The sequence below is a fragment of the Curtobacterium sp. A7_M15 genome, assembly GCF_030705415.1.
GTDB lineage: Bacteria > Actinomycetota > Actinomycetes > Actinomycetales > Microbacteriaceae > Curtobacterium.
Window position 1 is genome coordinate 24,814 of record NZ_JAUZED010000021.1, and the last position, 14,702, is coordinate 39,515.

Annotated in this window: 13 protein-coding genes; 3 read left to right on the plus strand and 10 right to left on the minus strand. The window is 73.1% G+C overall.

Features of this window, described 5'->3' with window-relative positions; translation table 11 throughout:
* Nucleotides 1-56: 56 nt before the first annotated feature.
* The 10 genes from Q7F20_RS06145 to Q7F20_RS06190 all read right to left on the minus strand — a co-directional run bounded on the left by Q7F20_RS06145 (nucleotide 57) and on the right by Q7F20_RS06190 (nucleotide 10,788).
* Nucleotides 57-554 (minus strand): hypothetical protein, encoded by a 498-nt coding sequence (locus Q7F20_RS06145; protein WP_305739233.1) that lies wholly within the window; start codon nucleotides 552-554, stop codon nucleotides 57-59.
* Nucleotides 551-2,425, minus strand: a complete 1,875-nt coding sequence (locus Q7F20_RS06150) for an alpha/beta hydrolase (protein WP_305739234.1) — start codon at nucleotides 2,423-2,425, stop codon at nucleotides 551-553. Before Q7F20_RS06150 ends, Q7F20_RS06145 begins: the two co-directional genes overlap by 4 nt.
* Nucleotides 2,422-2,715, minus strand: a complete 294-nt coding sequence (locus Q7F20_RS06155; RefSeq protein WP_305739235.1) for a hypothetical protein — start codon at nucleotides 2,713-2,715, stop codon at nucleotides 2,422-2,424. The genes Q7F20_RS06150 and Q7F20_RS06155 overlap by 4 nt, the downstream gene beginning before the upstream one ends.
* 51 nt (nucleotides 2,716-2,766) lie before the next feature.
* Nucleotides 2,767-4,143, minus strand: a complete 1,377-nt coding sequence (locus tag Q7F20_RS06160) for an MFS transporter (RefSeq protein WP_305739236.1) — start codon at nucleotides 4,141-4,143, stop codon at nucleotides 2,767-2,769.
* 211 nt (nucleotides 4,144-4,354) lie between these two features.
* Nucleotides 4,355-5,386 carry an NAD(P)-dependent alcohol dehydrogenase gene (locus tag Q7F20_RS06165; protein WP_305739237.1) on the minus strand — a complete coding sequence of 344 codons (1,032 nt, stop codon included), beginning with the start codon at nucleotides 5,384-5,386 and terminating at the stop codon, nucleotides 4,355-4,357.
* Nucleotides 5,383-6,660 carry an ROK family transcriptional regulator gene (locus Q7F20_RS06170; protein ID WP_305739238.1) on the minus strand — a complete coding sequence of 426 codons (1,278 nt, stop codon included), beginning with the start codon at nucleotides 6,658-6,660 and terminating at the stop codon, nucleotides 5,383-5,385. Before Q7F20_RS06170 ends, Q7F20_RS06165 begins: the two co-directional genes overlap by 4 nt.
* 69 nt (nucleotides 6,661-6,729) lie before the next feature.
* Entirely contained in the window at nucleotides 6,730-7,779 is a 1,050-nt protein-coding gene (locus Q7F20_RS06175) for a sugar phosphate isomerase/epimerase (RefSeq protein ID WP_305739239.1), read from the minus strand.
* 34 nt (nucleotides 7,780-7,813) lie between these two features.
* Entirely contained in the window at nucleotides 7,814-8,926 is a 1,113-nt protein-coding gene (locus tag Q7F20_RS06180) for a Gfo/Idh/MocA family protein (RefSeq protein ID WP_305739240.1), read from the minus strand.
* Nucleotides 8,911-9,558: a ThuA domain-containing protein gene (locus tag Q7F20_RS06185; protein WP_370871629.1), complete on the minus strand. Its 648-nt coding sequence runs from the start codon at nucleotides 9,556-9,558 to the stop codon at nucleotides 8,911-8,913. Before Q7F20_RS06185 ends, Q7F20_RS06180 begins: the two co-directional genes overlap by 16 nt.
* A 51-nt stretch (nucleotides 9,559-9,609) precedes the next feature.
* Entirely contained in the window at nucleotides 9,610-10,788 is a 1,179-nt protein-coding gene (locus Q7F20_RS06190; protein ID WP_305739242.1) for a Gfo/Idh/MocA family protein, read from the minus strand.
* 98 nt (nucleotides 10,789-10,886) lie between these two features.
* Between Q7F20_RS06190 and xylA the strand changes: the two genes are divergently transcribed.
* The 3 genes from xylA (at nucleotide 10,887) to Q7F20_RS06205 (ending at nucleotide 14,630) form a co-directional block, all read left to right on the plus strand.
* Nucleotides 10,887-12,077, plus strand: coding sequence for a xylose isomerase (gene xylA / locus Q7F20_RS06195; RefSeq protein ID WP_305739243.1), 1,191 nt, complete (start codon nucleotides 10,887-10,889; stop codon nucleotides 12,075-12,077).
* The gene (locus tag Q7F20_RS06200; protein WP_305739244.1) at nucleotides 12,074-13,552 is read left to right on the plus strand and encodes an FGGY family carbohydrate kinase; all 1,479 of its coding nucleotides are present in this window, start codon (nucleotides 12,074-12,076) and stop codon (nucleotides 13,550-13,552) included. The genes xylA and Q7F20_RS06200 overlap by 4 nt, the downstream gene beginning before the upstream one ends.
* Before the next feature lie 91 nt (nucleotides 13,553-13,643).
* Nucleotides 13,644-14,630, plus strand: a complete 987-nt coding sequence (locus Q7F20_RS06205) for an acetylxylan esterase (RefSeq protein ID WP_305739245.1) — start codon at nucleotides 13,644-13,646, stop codon at nucleotides 14,628-14,630.
* The last annotated feature ends 72 nt before the right edge of the window (nucleotides 14,631-14,702 follow it).

The following is a 14,702-nucleotide window of genomic DNA, read 5'->3' on the forward strand; positions in this document are numbered from 1 at the left end:
CGCTCACCGTCTCGGTCCCGTCGGGTGTCGACGGAGTCCGACTGCGAGGTGCACGGTCAGCCGAGGTCCGCCGCGTTCCCGGTGCCGCACTTCGACACGCCGCTCATTGTGGTCTTGGTCGTCGCAGCGCCGAACTGGATGCGCTCGACGGCGCCGCCGCCGCCGTTCACCAGGTACCGCTTCGCACCCGACGTCATCTCGTCCGTCGAGTACTCCACCTTGAGCCCGTCCGCCACCCAGGCCGTGCCCACCGCCTTCGTCACGGCCTCCGGGTCATCGACGCCCGCGCCGGTCCGGACGATGTTGTAGAGCGCGCCCGTCGAGCCGTCTGCGAGCACGCAGTCCTGCGCGTACTCGTCGGACTGGTCCGCGTCCCAGTCGACGCCCGAACGGCGCATCGTCTCCTCGACGTAGTCCGCTGCCTGTCGGCGCTGGTGCTCTGCGGTCGGTGCAGCCTGCACGGTGTCCTCCTTGGTCGGGTTGCCCGTCGCACACCCCGCGAGCAGCACCGATGCGAGCAGCACCATCCCGATCGTCGTCGGTCGTCTGGTCACAGTGACGGTCCCATCATGTTGTCGAGCAGCGTCTTGTCATGATCGCTCAGCCCGGCGTCGTCGGCAGGCGTCATGCCGACCCCGTCGAGCATGGTGGCCCTCGCGACGTTGTTGAGCGACTCGGTGCCCAGGTTGAAGTAGCCGGTCCCGCCGCCGTAGCCGATCGGGTCGTGCATCGTGACCCCGGCTCCTTCCGACGGGTCCCCACCGTTCGTCCCGAAGGTCGTGGCGCCGAACGACGAGTCCATCGGGTCTTGACGGCCGCTGCCGAGTCGACCGAGCCAGGCGTACTGGTCACGCGGGTTGTCGTTCGGATCCGCCGTGGGCAGCCCGGACGTCCCCTGTCCGGCGTAGACGTGGTCGGCATCGATCCCCTTTGCACCGCCGACGTCCCCCTCGATGCCGGCTGAGGCGACCGCCACGAAGTTGTCCACGTGCACGCCCTTGCCGTGCAGCGCGTCGGCTCCCGTGGTCGTGCCGTACGAGTGGCCCACGGCGTTGAGCGTGGGCTGGTCCGTCCGGGCCGCTTGGAAGCCCGAGAGGTCCTCGGCGAGGCGGGTCGCACCCGCCTGTGCGGCGTCGCCGCGGAGCACGCCCCAGGAGGCGGGCGGAGCCGGAGGGGCTTCGTAGTTCATCCAGGCGACGACGGCGTGCGAGGTGCCCGAGTCGTCGAGGTCCTCCTGCGCACGCCAGAGGTTCTGGGCCGCGGTGGTCCACCCGGTCGTGTCCTTGGTCGTCGTCCCCATCCCGGGCACCATGTACGACACGTTCGTCGCGGTGTCCAGGTCGCCGACCGCGACCGCCGCGAGCGGCGGCCGGTGCTCGGTGTCGAGCGTCAGGAGCGAGCGACCCGGCTTCGCCGTCGACGCGAGTGTCTTCTCGATGTTCCGGTACGCGTCGAGGTTCGCCTGCGCCGCCTCGATCCCCTGGTCCGCCGCCTGCGACGCCGGCCACCCGAGCCCCTCGCGCCGCTCCTTCGCGTCGGCGAGGTCCTGCTCGGCCTGCGCCACGGCCGACACGAGCGTCATCCGGTTCGCCCGGTCCCGCGCCCAGGCGGGCAGCCCCGCGAGGTTGCCGACGACCGCGGGCAGCGATGCGATGAGCGCGTCCTGCGCGGCGGTGTGCTCGGCGCCGGTCGTGTCCTTCCCGCCGCCCAGGGTCTTCCAGAGCGCGGCGACCTCGTCGGGCGACATGCCGGCGATGCGGTCGGCGAGGTTGCGGTCGAGCATCATGAGCGCGCCGAGCTCGGTCGGCGACAGGCTCGCGAGCATCGACGCGAGGTCCTCGTCGGAGGCGCCGACTCCGCGCCGCTCGATGCTGCCGAGACGGCCGAGCGTCTCGGGACCGGTGATCACGCGGAGCAGCGCCTGGTCGGCCGTCGTGCGGTCCTGGACGAGCTGCTCCCACCGCGCGTCGAGTGCTGCGGACCGGTCGCCGGCGTCGGCGATCGCCCGTTGCGCGTTCGCGAGGCTCCTGGCGTCCGCCTCGGTCGCGTCGTCGGCCTTCGCGGCGGAGCGGAGCGCCGGCAGGGCGAGTTGCTGCCCGGCGAGTTCTGCCGCGACGGTGCCGCGCTGCAGTCGGATCGCGTCCGCGTCGTCCTTGATGCGTTGCACGTCCTTCGCGTACTGGTCGAAGGCGTCCCCGGCGGCGTCGAAGAGCGCCACGAGTCCGGACGCGCTCGGGTGCACCTCGTCGAGCAGTGCTGCGAACCGGGTCTGCGCGTCGCCCTTCCACGTCGGCGATGCGGTGACGTCGGACGCCGAGGCGATCTTCGCCAGGGCGTCGTGCACGGCGTCGGCGCGGTCGTGCCAGTGCTTCCCGAGGGCGGTGATGCCCGCGGGGTCGCCGACGTCCGGCTCCTCGCCGCTCACTTGCCGTCCGCCTGCTTCGCGAGTGCGGCTTCCTGCGCGTCGACCTGTGCACCGAGGTCGTGGGGGAACGTCGCGGCCTGCTCGAGGGCGGCGTCGACGGCGTCGATCATGCCCTGGTGGGCGAGCGAGAGTCCGGCGGTGCGGCTGATCACCTCGGTCACGCCGAGGCAGCCGGTGCTCAGCCCGGTGAACCGGTCCGTGTCCGCACCGAGTGCGGTCCGGGCCTCGGTCAGCGCGGCTGCGACCGCCGCCAGCGTCTCCGACTCGATGCGCAGTTCGGCCGCCCCCATGTGCTCCCCCTGTCGTTCCCCCTGGACGACGGAGACGATAGCACCACGACGTCAGCGGCCGCCCACCGGCTCTCGCCGCACGAAGGCCATGAGCACCAGGCCGGCGACCAGCACCACGACGACCCCGAGGATCCCGTACCGCGTCGACCCGCCGACCGTCACCGCCACCCCGAACAACGCCGGCGCGAGGAACGAGGCCGCGCGACCGGTCGTGGCGTACAGCCCGAAGAGCTCGCCCTCGCGGCCGGGCGTCGCCAACCGCGCCAGGTACGCCCTGGAGGACGACTGTACCGGCCCGACGAACAGCGCCAGCGTCAGGCCGAGGACCCAGAACCCGGCGGTGACGTTCCCCACGGCGAACACGCCGATCCCGCAGACCGCGAGCCCGACGAGCGACACCGTGATGATCGTGCGGGAACCGAACCGGTCGTCGAGCCTGCCGGACAGGAACGTGGCGATGCCCGCGACGACGTTGGCCGCGATGGCGAACAGGATCACCTTGGAGGGGCTGAAGCCGAAGACCTGCGCGGCGACGATCCCGCCGAAGGTGAACACGGCACCGACGCCGTCGCGGAACACGGCGCTCGCGAGCAGGAACGTCAGGACGTTGCGGCGCTCGCGCCAGAGCCGGGCGACGTCCCGCCCGAGGTCCGCGTACGCCCCGAAGAAGCTGCCGGCGCGCGAGCGGTCCGGCGCTGCCTCGGGAACGGTGACGAACAGCGGGATCGAGCTGACGGCCAGCCAGACCGCTGCGATGCCGATCGCGACACGGACGTCCCACTGTCCCGAGGCGACGGTCGCGGGCAGCTGCAGGAGCCCGGCGACGTCGCCCCCGCCGAAGTCCTGGATGCAGAGCACGAGCAGGACGACGAGCAGCACGATCCCGCCGAAGTACCCGGCCGCCCAGCCGATCGCCGACACCCGGCCGGTCTGCTCGCCCGACGCGACCTGTCCGAGCATCGCGTTGTAGCCGACGCTCGCGATCTCGTAGGCGACGGTCCCGATGCCGAGCAGGGCCGCCCCGAGCAGCAGGTACGGCTGGCTGGGCGCGACGAACACCATGCCGCCGATCGAGAGGGCGATCCCGATCGTGGCGATGAGCACCGACCGGCGCCGGTGCCCGGACGAGTCCGCCAGCCGTCCGACAGCCGGCGCCACGAGTGCGACGACGACCCCGGCGATCGTCAGCGCCGTCGAGACGACGGCGGCGTTGTGCGCGAGCTCCCGCTCGACGAGCGCCTTGCCGGCGTCGGACGTGTCGGCGACGAGCGCCGGGTCCACGAAGGCGCGGCTCGCCAGGTAGGTGCTGAACACGAACGTCGTCACGACCGCGTTGAACGCCGCGGAACCCCAGTCCCACAGGGCCCACGACACGAGCGCGCGGCGGTCGGTGCGCTGCGGCACGGCAGCGGCGGGTGAAGCCGTCATGCGCGAACCGTAGCGCGTCCGGGTGTCGTGACGGTGGCCCCGTTCCGGGTCACGTGTCGGACGGGAGGCGCGGGGCGGGCCCGACCCGTCCCTCCCGTCCGCAGTGTGCGAGGTCCAGGGCACGGTGCGGGCCGTCCGTCCTGCCACACTGCGCGGGATCGCACACTGCGCCACCGCGGGCGGCGCGGCGCACCGCGCGGCGCCGCGCCGCTCAGCGCGGCGCACCGCCCGGGTAGACGACCGACTTGAGGGACTCGGGGTCGGTGTCGCTCTCGAGGGCCTCCCGGACGTCGTCGAGGCCGAAGCGTCCCGTGACGAGCGAGTCCAGGTCCACCTGCCCCGACGCGACCAGCTCGATCGCGACCGGCCACGTGTTCGTGTACCGGAAGATCCCGGTGACGGTGACCTCGAGGTTCTGGATGTGCTCGACCGGCAGCGTCATCTCGGAGTTGCCCAGGCCGACGAGGACGGCGGCACCGGCCGGCCCGACCGCCTTGATCCCGTCCGAGACGGCTCGCGGTGCTCCGCTGGCGTCGATGAAGGCGTCGACCGGGGCGATGTCCGAGGTGACGTCGGTGACGGTGGGGTCCACGGTCTCGGTCGCGCCGAACGAGAGCGCCCGCTCTCGGCGCTCCGGGACGAGGTCGCTGATGACGATGCGCGACGCCCCGAACGCACGAGCGGCCTGCGCGCAGATGATCCCGATCGGTCCGGCGCCGGCGATGAGCACGCTCGAACCGGGGACGATCCCGGCCTTGCGGACCGCGGCGATCCCGACGGAGAGGGGTTCGAGCAGCGCCCCCGCCTCGAACGACACCGAGTCGGGCAGCGTGTGCGCGAACTCGGACTCGATCGTGACGAACTCGGCGAACGCCCCGTCCACCGGCGGCGTCGCGTAGAAGCGCATGTTCGGGCAGAGGTTGTAGCGCCCGGCGAGGCACTGTGCGCAGCGGTGGCACGGTCGCTGCGGCTCGATCGCCACGCGCTCCCCGACGCGGGAGGGGTCGACGCCCTCGCCGACCGCGGTGATCGTGCCGGACAGCTCGTGACCGAGCACGAGGGGCTCCTCGACGACGAAGTCCCCGATCCGGCCGTGCCGGTAGTAGTGCACGTCCGAGCCGCACACCCCGACGGCGGCGACCCGGACGAGGACGTCGCCGGGGTCGACCGCGGGGACGGGGCGGTCCTCGACCGTGAGGTCCTGGGTGCCGAGCAGGACACTGACGCGCTGGGTGGAGGTCATGCGGTTCTCGCTTCCTCGGCCGCGTCCTCGCGGCCGGACGGGTGGTTGGTCGTGGAGGGTGTCGCGGGAGCGGCGGTCGCCGGCACCGCGGCGGCGATCCGGTCCGGGTCGCGCAGGAGCGCGCCGAACGCGACCTCGGCGGCTCCGCGCACGAGCACGTCGGCACCGAGTGCGGCCGGGACGATGCGGAGTCGGTCGGCGGTGCCGGTCATCGACTGTGCGCGGACGTCGTCGAGGATGCGGTCGCCGACGTGCTCGAGCAGCACGCCGAGGAAGCCGCCGAGCACCACGACCGACGGGTTCACGGTGTGGATCGCGTTGCGGAGGGCCGTCGCGAGGGCGGTCACCTGGCGGTCCACGACCCGCTCGACCGCGGGGCGGCCCTCGGCGAGCGCCACGGCGAGGGCGACCAGGTCGTCCGGAGCGGTACCGGCCGCGGTCGCGAGGGCGTCTCGGGAGGCCTCGGTCTCGAGGCAGCCGACGGCACCGCAGTGGCACCGGATGCCGTTCGCGGCGACGAAGGTGTGCCCGAGCTCGCCCGCGTACCCGTCCGCACCGCTCAGCGGCCGCCCCGCCGTGATGACCCCGCCACCGATGCCGCTCGCGCCACCGTTGAGGTACACGAGGTCGTCGACGCCCCGGCCGCTGCCGGCGAGCCGTTCCGCCCAGGCACCGAGGTTGGCGTCGTTCGCGGCCCGGACCGGCAGCCCGGTTCGTTCGGCGAGGGGTCCGGCGAGGGGCGCGTCGGTCCACCCGAGGTGCGGGGCGTCCTGCACGGTGCCGTCCTCGACCCGGACGGTCCCCGGGACGGCGACACCGATGCCGACGAGCCGGAGGGCCCCCGGACGGGACGTGCTGGTGGGGCGGACCCGGTCGAGCAGTGCGGCGACGGTCTCGACGGCCTCCGCCGGTGTCGGCGGACGCTGCTGCGGTTCGACGAGGCGACTCCGCACGGCGCCGTCGAGCCCGACGAGGGCGACCGACACGGCGTCGACCTCGATCGTCACCGAGGCCGCGACGACGTCGGAGGCGGCCCGGACGACCGGACTCGGCCGACCGACGCCGGTCCCGGGGGCACCCGCTGCGGGCAGGTCCTCGTGCAGGAGGCCTCGGTCGACCAGCTCACCGACGAGCGCGAGGGTGGTGGAGCGGTTGAGGCCGGTGCGCCGGGTGATCTCGGCGCGGGTGATCGGCCCCTCCTCGTGGACGAGCCGGAGGACGCGCGCGGCGTTGCTCGGTGCCGGTGCGGGCGCGGCGGCGTTCGTGCTCGTCATCGGTCCCTCGTCCTGGTCGGTGGGTGTGCGGGTGGGTGGCGGCGACCGCGGCGGCGGCCGCGCGGCGCGTCAGCGCGAGCGCGAGAACGCCGCGTCGAACGACGCCTCGGGCGGCGCGATCGTGCCCAGCTTCCGCACGAACGCGAGCGCCTCGGGTCCGCCGACGAGCCGGTCCATGCCCGCGTCCTCCCACTCGACGCTGGTCGGCCCGGCGTACCCGATGTGGTTCAGCACGCGGAACACCCGCTCCCACGGCACGTCCCCGTGCCCCGCGGTGACGAAGTCCCAGCCGCGCCGCGGGTCGCCCCACGGCAGGTGCGACGAGAGCCTGCCGTTCCGGCCGTCGAGCTGCTTCACCGACTCCTTGCAGTGCACGTGGTACACCCGGTCGGCGAAGTCGAGCAGGAAGGCGGCGGGGTCTAGGTCCTGCCAGACGAAGTGCGAGGGGTCGAAGTTGAACCCGAACGCCGGCCGGTCCGCGAACACGTCCAACGTCCGACGGGCGGTCCAGTAGTCGTAGGCGATCTCGGACGGGTGCACCTCGAGCGCGAACCGCACCCCGACCTCCTCGAACACGTCGAGGATCGGCGACCACCGGTCGTGGAAGTCCTGGTACCCGGCGTCGATCATGGATGCGGGCACCGGCGGGAACCCGGCGACGGTCTTCCAGATCGAGGACCCGGAGAACCCGGTGACGGTGTCGACCCCGAGCGCCGCGGCGGCACGTGCGGTCCACTGCAGCTCCTCGGCGGCGCGCTGGCGGACGCCCTCGGGATCGCCGTCGCCCCAGACGTGGGGCGCGAGGATGTCCTCGTGGCGCTGGTCGATCGGGTCGTCGCACACGGCCTGGCCGGTGAGGTGGTTCGCGATGGTCCAGACCTGCAGTCCGTTCCGTTCGAGGATCGCCCTGCGGTCGGCGACGTACGCCGGGTCCGTCGCGGCGCGTCGGACGTCCAGGTGGTCGCCCCAGCAGGCGATCTCGAGCCCGTCGTAGCCCCATTCACCGGCGAGGCGTGCGACCTCCTCGAAGGGCAGGTCGGCCCACTGGCCGGTGAACAGGGTGACCGGCCTGGAGGCGCGGGTCGTCCCCGCCTCGTCGGTTTCGTCCGTCGTCGTCATCGTCGTCGTCCTTCCGCGCTCGGTGTGCTGGTGGTCACCATGATCCCGGGGTCGCTCCTGCCGGGACGGTCTCGGGGCGGTCGACGCGCGAGCGCACCTCGACCACCGTGTGCTCGCGGGAGGCGTTCTGGACGGCCTCCATGACCTCGAGCACGTGGAACGCGAGGTCGCCGGACGCCCGGTGCGGCCGGTCCGTCGCGATCGCGTGGGCCATGTCGGCGAGCCCGTACCCGCGGCCCGCGTCGGCGTACCCGGCGGTCACGGGCAGCTCACGCCACTCGCGGTCGTCCGCCGTCGCGATCGACACCGGGTCCGAGAAGCGGTTCGGGTCCGGCACCGCGAGGCTGCCCGCGGTGCCGTGGACCTCGAACAGCGGCGCACGGGTCGCCCACACCTCGAACGAGACGGTGACCGTGGAGACGACCCCGCTCTCGTGCTCGAGGACGGCGACGACGTGCGTGTCGACGTCGACGGGGATCGGGGCCCCGGCGAAGGGCCCGGTCGCGATCGTGCGCTCGCGGGTCGACCGGGTGGCGCTCCCGCTGACCCGGGCGACCGGGCCGAAGAACTGCACGAGGCTCGTCAGGTAGTACGGCCCCATGTCGAGCAGCGGTCCGCCCCCGGGCTGGTAGTAGAACGCCGGCGCGGGGTGCCACAGCTCGTGACCGGGGGCGCTCCAGGACACCGCCGCGCCGACCGGGTCGCCGATCAGCCCGTCGTCGAGCGCCGCGCGCGCGGTCTGGATCCCGGTGCCGAGCACGGTGTCCGGTGCGCTGCCGACGCGCAGGCCCGCGCGTCCGGCCAGCTCGAGCACCGGCACAGCCTCGGCCGTCGAGAGCGCGAGCGGCTTCTCGCCGTAGACGTGCTTGCCGGCGTCGAGGGCCCGGGTCGCGACCTCGGCGTGTGCGGCCGGGATCGTCAGGTTGAGCACGACGTCGACGTCGTCCGCGGCGAGGAGTTCGTCGACACTCGTGCCGCGCACGCCCTGGGTCGCACCCACGGACTGCGCGCGCTCGACGTCGAGGTCCGCCACGGCGGTGAGCGCCAGGCCCGGCAGCGCCGGGAAGTGCTCGAAGTACTGCTGGCTGATGTTGCCGACACCGACCACGCCGACGCGGAACGGACGGTCGTTCACCGGGCTGCCCACAGGAGTCCCCTCTCGATGATCGTGCGGAGCGGCTGCGACTCGACGACCTCGAGCCGGTGCCCGGGTGCCGAGACGAACACGCGACCCTGCCCCCACTGCCGGGTCCAGATCGCCGGCGCCGTGACCGGCCGGTTCCAGGCGTCGAAGTCCCGCGCCTCCTGCGTGGTCGTCGCGAGCACGTCGTTGTACTCGTCGGAGAGCACCCAGTACTGCTCGGTCACGAGGTCGAAGTCCTCGATGCCCTGCGTGATCGGGTGCGCGTGCCCCGCCTCGGTGATGTGCACCGTGTACGGGATGTAGTTGTCGGACTGCTCGCCGGTGCGCTCCGAGGGGTGCTTGCCCGCGTGGTGGGCGAACTGCCCGCCGATCATGTGGAGGTAGTCGGCGGTGTTCCGGAACGCGTCCGCGATCCCGCCGTGCCACCCCGCGAGACCGGCGCCGCCGAGGACGGCCCGCTGCAGCCCGGCGAACTCGTCGTCGGCGATGGTCGACATCGTCACGATCTGCACGATCAGGTCGACGCCCGCCATGACGGACTCGTCGGCGTACACCGCCGTGGACTCCGACACCTGCACGTCGAAGCCGTTGTCCCGCAGGAACGGGACGAACAGGTCCGTGGTCTCGACCGGCATGTGCCCGTCCCACCCACCGCGGACGACGAGGGCCTTCCTGGTGTCCGTCACTCAGACCACCGTCCAGGCGCTGCTGTCGGCCGCGCTGCGCTCGACCGCGTCGAGGACCTTCTGCACGTGCAGCCCCTCCTCGAACGACGGGGTCGGGTCCTCGCCGGCGACGATCGCCTGCACGAAGTCCTTCACCTCGTGGCTGAAGGTGTGCTCGTACCCGATGAGGTGCCCGGTCGGCCACCACGCCGCCATGTAGGGGTGCTCGGGCTCGGTGACGAGGATCCGCTGGAAGCCCTGCTCGCCCGCCGGCGCCGTCGCGTCGTAGAAGCGCAGTTCGTTCATCGACTCGAGGTCGAACTGGATCGCACCGGCCGACCCGCTGACCTCGAGCGTGAAGCCGTTTTTCCGGCCGGTCGCGTAGCGCGTGGCCTCGAAGGTGCCGATCGCGCCGTCGGCCGCGCCGCCCGCGAGCCGTGCGGTGAAGAACGCGGCGTCGTCGACCGTGACCTGGCCGCGCTCCTCGGAGGCGGTGCCGGACAGCCCGACGCCCTCGGCCATGAGCGGGCGCTCGGTCACGAAGGTCTCGAGCGTGCCGGAGACCGTGGCGAGCGACGCCCCCGTGACGTGCTCGACGAGGTCGATCGCGTGCGCGCCGATGTCCCCGAGCGAGCCGGAGCCGGCGAGCGACTTGTCGAGTCGCCAGGTCATCGGACCCTCGGGGTCTGCCAACCAGTCCTGCAGGTACAGCGCGCGGACCTGTCGGACGGTGCCGAGCCTCCCGTCCTCCACCAGCCGCTTCGCGAACGCGATGGCGGGCACCCGACGGTAGCTGAAGCCGACCATGGCGCGGACGCCCTTCGCCCGCGCAGCGGCGGCGGCGGCCGTCATCGCCTCGGCCTCGGCGACGGTGTTCGCGAGGGGCTTCTCGCACAGCACGTGCTTGCCGGCCTCGAGCGCGGCGATCGCGACCTCGACGTGCGACGACCCCGGCGAGCAGATGTCGACCACGTCGACGTCCGGGTCGGTGACCACGGCGCGCCAGTCGGTCGACGCGGCCTGCCAGCCGTACTGCCTGCGCGCTGCCTCGGTCCGCTCCGGGTCACGGCCGACGATCACCGCCATCTCGGGTTCGACGCCGAGGTCGAAGAACCTCGGCGCGGTCCGCCAGCCCTGGGAGTGCGCGGCTCCCATGAAGCCGTGGCCCACCATGGCCACTCGAAGTCGGTCTTGTGCCATCCCGCTCGCTCCTTTGCGATCACGTCCTTGCCAGAGCCAACACTACCGCTTATGTTGGGCGCGGCAACATTTTGTTTCGACGACGAACGGTGACCACCATGGCAACGACGCCCACCCGTGCAGACAAGTTCTCCTTCGGTCTCTGGACCATCGGCTACAACGGCTCCGACCCCTTCGGCGGCCCCACCCGCCCGGCCCTCGACGTGGTCGAGGCGGTCGAGAAGCTCGACGAGCTCGGCGCCTACGGCCTGACCTTCCACGACGACGACCTCTTCGCGTTCGGCTCGACGGACGCCGAACGTCAGACCCAGATCGACCGCCTCAAGGGCGCGCTCGACGCCACCGGCATCGTCGTGCCGATGGTGACGACGAACCTCTTCTCGGCACCGGTCTTCAAGGACGGCGGCTTCACCTCGAACGACCGGCAGGTGCGCCGCTTCGCGCTCCGCAAGGTCCTGCGCAACATCGACCTCGCCGCCGAGCTCGGCGCGTCGACGTTCGTGATGTGGGGCGGCCGCGAAGGCGCCGAGTACGACTCCGCCAAGGACGTGCAGGCCGCGCTCGAGCGCTACCGCGAGGCCGTCAACCTCCTCGCCCAGTACGTCACCGACAAGGGCTACGGCATCCGCTTCGCGATCGAGCCGAAGCCGAACGAGCCCCGCGGCGACATCCTGCTGCCGACGCTCGGTCACGCGATCGCCTTCACCGAGACGCTGGAGCGTCCCGAGCTGTTCGGCATCAACCCCGAGGTCGGTCACGAGCAGATGGCCGGCCTGAACTTCACCGCCGGCATCGCGCAGGCGCTCTACCAGGGCAAGCTCTTCCACATCGACCTCAACGGGCAGCGCGGCATCAAGTACGACCAGGACCTCGTGTTCGGCCACGGCGACCTGCAGAACGCGTTCTCGCTCGTCGACCTGCTCGAGCACGGTGCTCCCCAGGGCGGCCCGGCCTACGACGGCCCGCGCCACTTCGACTACAAGCCGAGCCGCACCGAGGACATCTCCGGGGTCTGGGACTCCGCGGCCGCGAACATGCGCATGTACCTCCTCCTCAAGGAGCGCGCGCAGGCGTTCCGCGCCGACCCCGAGGTGCAGGCCGCGCTCGAGGCGTCGAAGGTCGGCGAGCTCAGCACGCCGACGCTGAACGACGGCGAGTCCTACGACGCCTTCCTCGCCGACCGCTCGGCGTTCGAGGACTTCGACGCCGACGCGTACTTCGGCGGCAAGGGCTTCGGCTTCGTCAAGCTGCAGCAGCTCGCCATCGAGCACCTCATGGGCGCTCGTTGAGTCAGCAGCTCGTCGCCGGGGTCGACTCGTCGACCCAGTCCTGCAAGGTCACGATCCGCGACGCCGGCAGCGGTGCGGTCGTCCGGGAGGGGCGCGCGTCGCACCCGGACGGTACGTCCGTCGACCCCCGCCACTGGTGGGACGCGCTCGGCGCGGCCGTCGCGGACGCCGGCGGGCTCGACGGGGTCGGTGCGATCGCGATCGCCGGGCAGCAGCACGGCATGGTCGCGCTCGACGCGGACGGCCGCGTGGTCCGCGACGCGCTCCTGTGGAACGACGTCCGGAGTGCCGACGCGGCCGCGCAGATGGTCCAGGAGCTGGGCCAGGAGGCGTGGGTCGCCCGCACGGGTCTGGTGCCGGTGGCCTCGTTCACCGGTACCAAGCTGCGGTGGCTCCGCGACGCGGAAGCCGCGAACGCCGCCCGCGTCGCGGCCGTCGCGCTCCCCCACGACTGGCTGTCGTGGCGGCTGCGCGGGTACGGCCCGGCCGACGAGAGTCCGTTGGGCCCCGACCTCGACGCCCTCGCGACCGACGGCTCGGACGCCAGCGGCACGGGGTACTGGGACCCGGTGCGTCGCGAGTACGACGGCGAGCTGTTCGAACTGGCGCTCGGTCGGGGCCTGCGCGTCGCGGGCGCTCCCGCCGACGGGCCGTCGGACGCGGTCGTCGTGCCGCGGGTCGTCGCGCCGGACGAGGCGATGGGTTCCCTCGAGGTCGACGTGGCGCTTCCCGGCGGTGCGACAGCCGGGGCGGGGCTCCTCGTCGGAGCCGGGCTCGGCGACAACGCCGGGGCAGCGCTCGGCCTCGGACTGGGCCCGGGTGACGTCGCGGTGTCCCTCGGCACGAGCGGCACCGTCTTCGGGGTCACCGACGCCGAGGTGCGCGACCCGAGCGGGACGGTGGCGGGCTTCGCCGACGGGAGCGGGTCGCGCCTCCCGATCGTCACGACGCTCAACGCGGCCCGCGTGCTCGAGGTGATCGGCGGTCTGCTCAGCGTCGACCACGACGCACTCGGCGCGCTGGCGCTGCAGGCGCCGGCCGGTGCGGACGGGCTCGTGCTCGTGCCGTACTTCGTCGGCGAGCGCACGCCGAACAGGCCGGACGCGACCGCCTCGCTGCTCGGCATGACACCGGCGACGACGGACCGGGCGCACCTCGCCCGGGCCGCGGTCGAGGGGATGCTCTGCGCGCTCGCGGACGGCCTCGCCGCGGTCGAGGGCACCGGCGTCACCGTCGATCGGCTGCTGCTCATCGGCGGCGCCGCGCGCAACGAGGCCGTGCGCGTCGTCGCGGCGCAGGTGTTCGGCCGGGACGTCCTCGTGCCCGAGCCGGGCGAGTACGTGGCGGCCGGCGCGGCGAAGCAGGCGGCGTGGGTGCTCAGCGGCACCCTGCCGGCGTGGGACACCGCGACCACCGTCGTGCCCGGCGACCCCCAGCCCGAGGTGCTCGAGCAGTACCGCGCCGCGGCACGCTGAGCGGCTTCCCGTTCGTCCGTTCGCGGACACTCCCGCCCCCGACGCCGTCCACCACGGCGTCGGGGGCATCATCGTCCCCGGAGGAGACCACATGCCGTTCACCGACCTACCCCTCGACGCCCTGCGCGCCTACCGCCCCGACGTCCGCCGCCCCGACGACTTCGACGCCTTCTGGGCCGACACCGTCGCCGCCGCCCGGGCAGCCGGGTCGGGCACCGATCCCGTCCTCGTGCCGGCCGACACCCCGGTGACCGGACTCGTCATCGAGGACCTCACCTTCCCGGGCTTCGCCGGCGACCCCGTCCGGGCCTGGGTCTCGCGGCCGGTCGCCGCCTCCGGGCCGCTGCCGGTCGTCGTCGAGTTCCTCGGCTACAACGGCGGTCGCGGACTGCCGGGCGAACGCGTCTCGTGGGCCCTCGCCGGGTACGTGCACGTCGTGATGGACACCCGCGGACAGGGCAGCGGCTGGGGATCCGGCGGCGACACCCCGGACCCGCACGGCTCCGGCCCGCACATCGGCGGCTGGATGACGAGCGGCATCGGCTCCCCCGCCGACCACTACTACCGCCGCGTCTACACCGACGCCGTCCGCCTCGTCGACGCCGTCCGCTCCCTGCCGGGTGTCGACCCGGCGCGCATCGCGCTCACCGGCGGGAGCCAGGGCGGCGGGATCACCATCGCCGCGGCCGCGCTCGTCGAGGCCCACGTCGGACCGATCACCGCGCTGCTGCCGGACGTGGCGTTCCTCAGCGACTGGGAGAACGGCACCGCCGTCGCCGTGGGCGGGCCGTACCTCGAGCTCGCGCGGTACCTCTCCGTGCACCGCGACCAGGTCGACTCCGTGTGGGACACCGCCGCCTACTTCGACGGCGTGCACTTCGCCGCGGGGATCACCGCGCCCGCGCTGTTCTCCGTCGCGCTCATGGACGACGTCGTGCCGCCGCGGACGACCTTCGCGGCGTACAACGCACTCGGCTCGGCGGACAAGGCGATCGAGGTCTACCCGTACAACGGGCACGAGGGCGGCGGGTTCGCACACTGGGAGCGGCAGGTGTCGTTCCTGCGCGAGCGGGGCTGAGGGGTCGCGGTCGTCCCGCGCGGGCGGGGCCGGCGCGGGGCCGGGCGCGCGGGGCCAGGCGCGGCAGCGGGG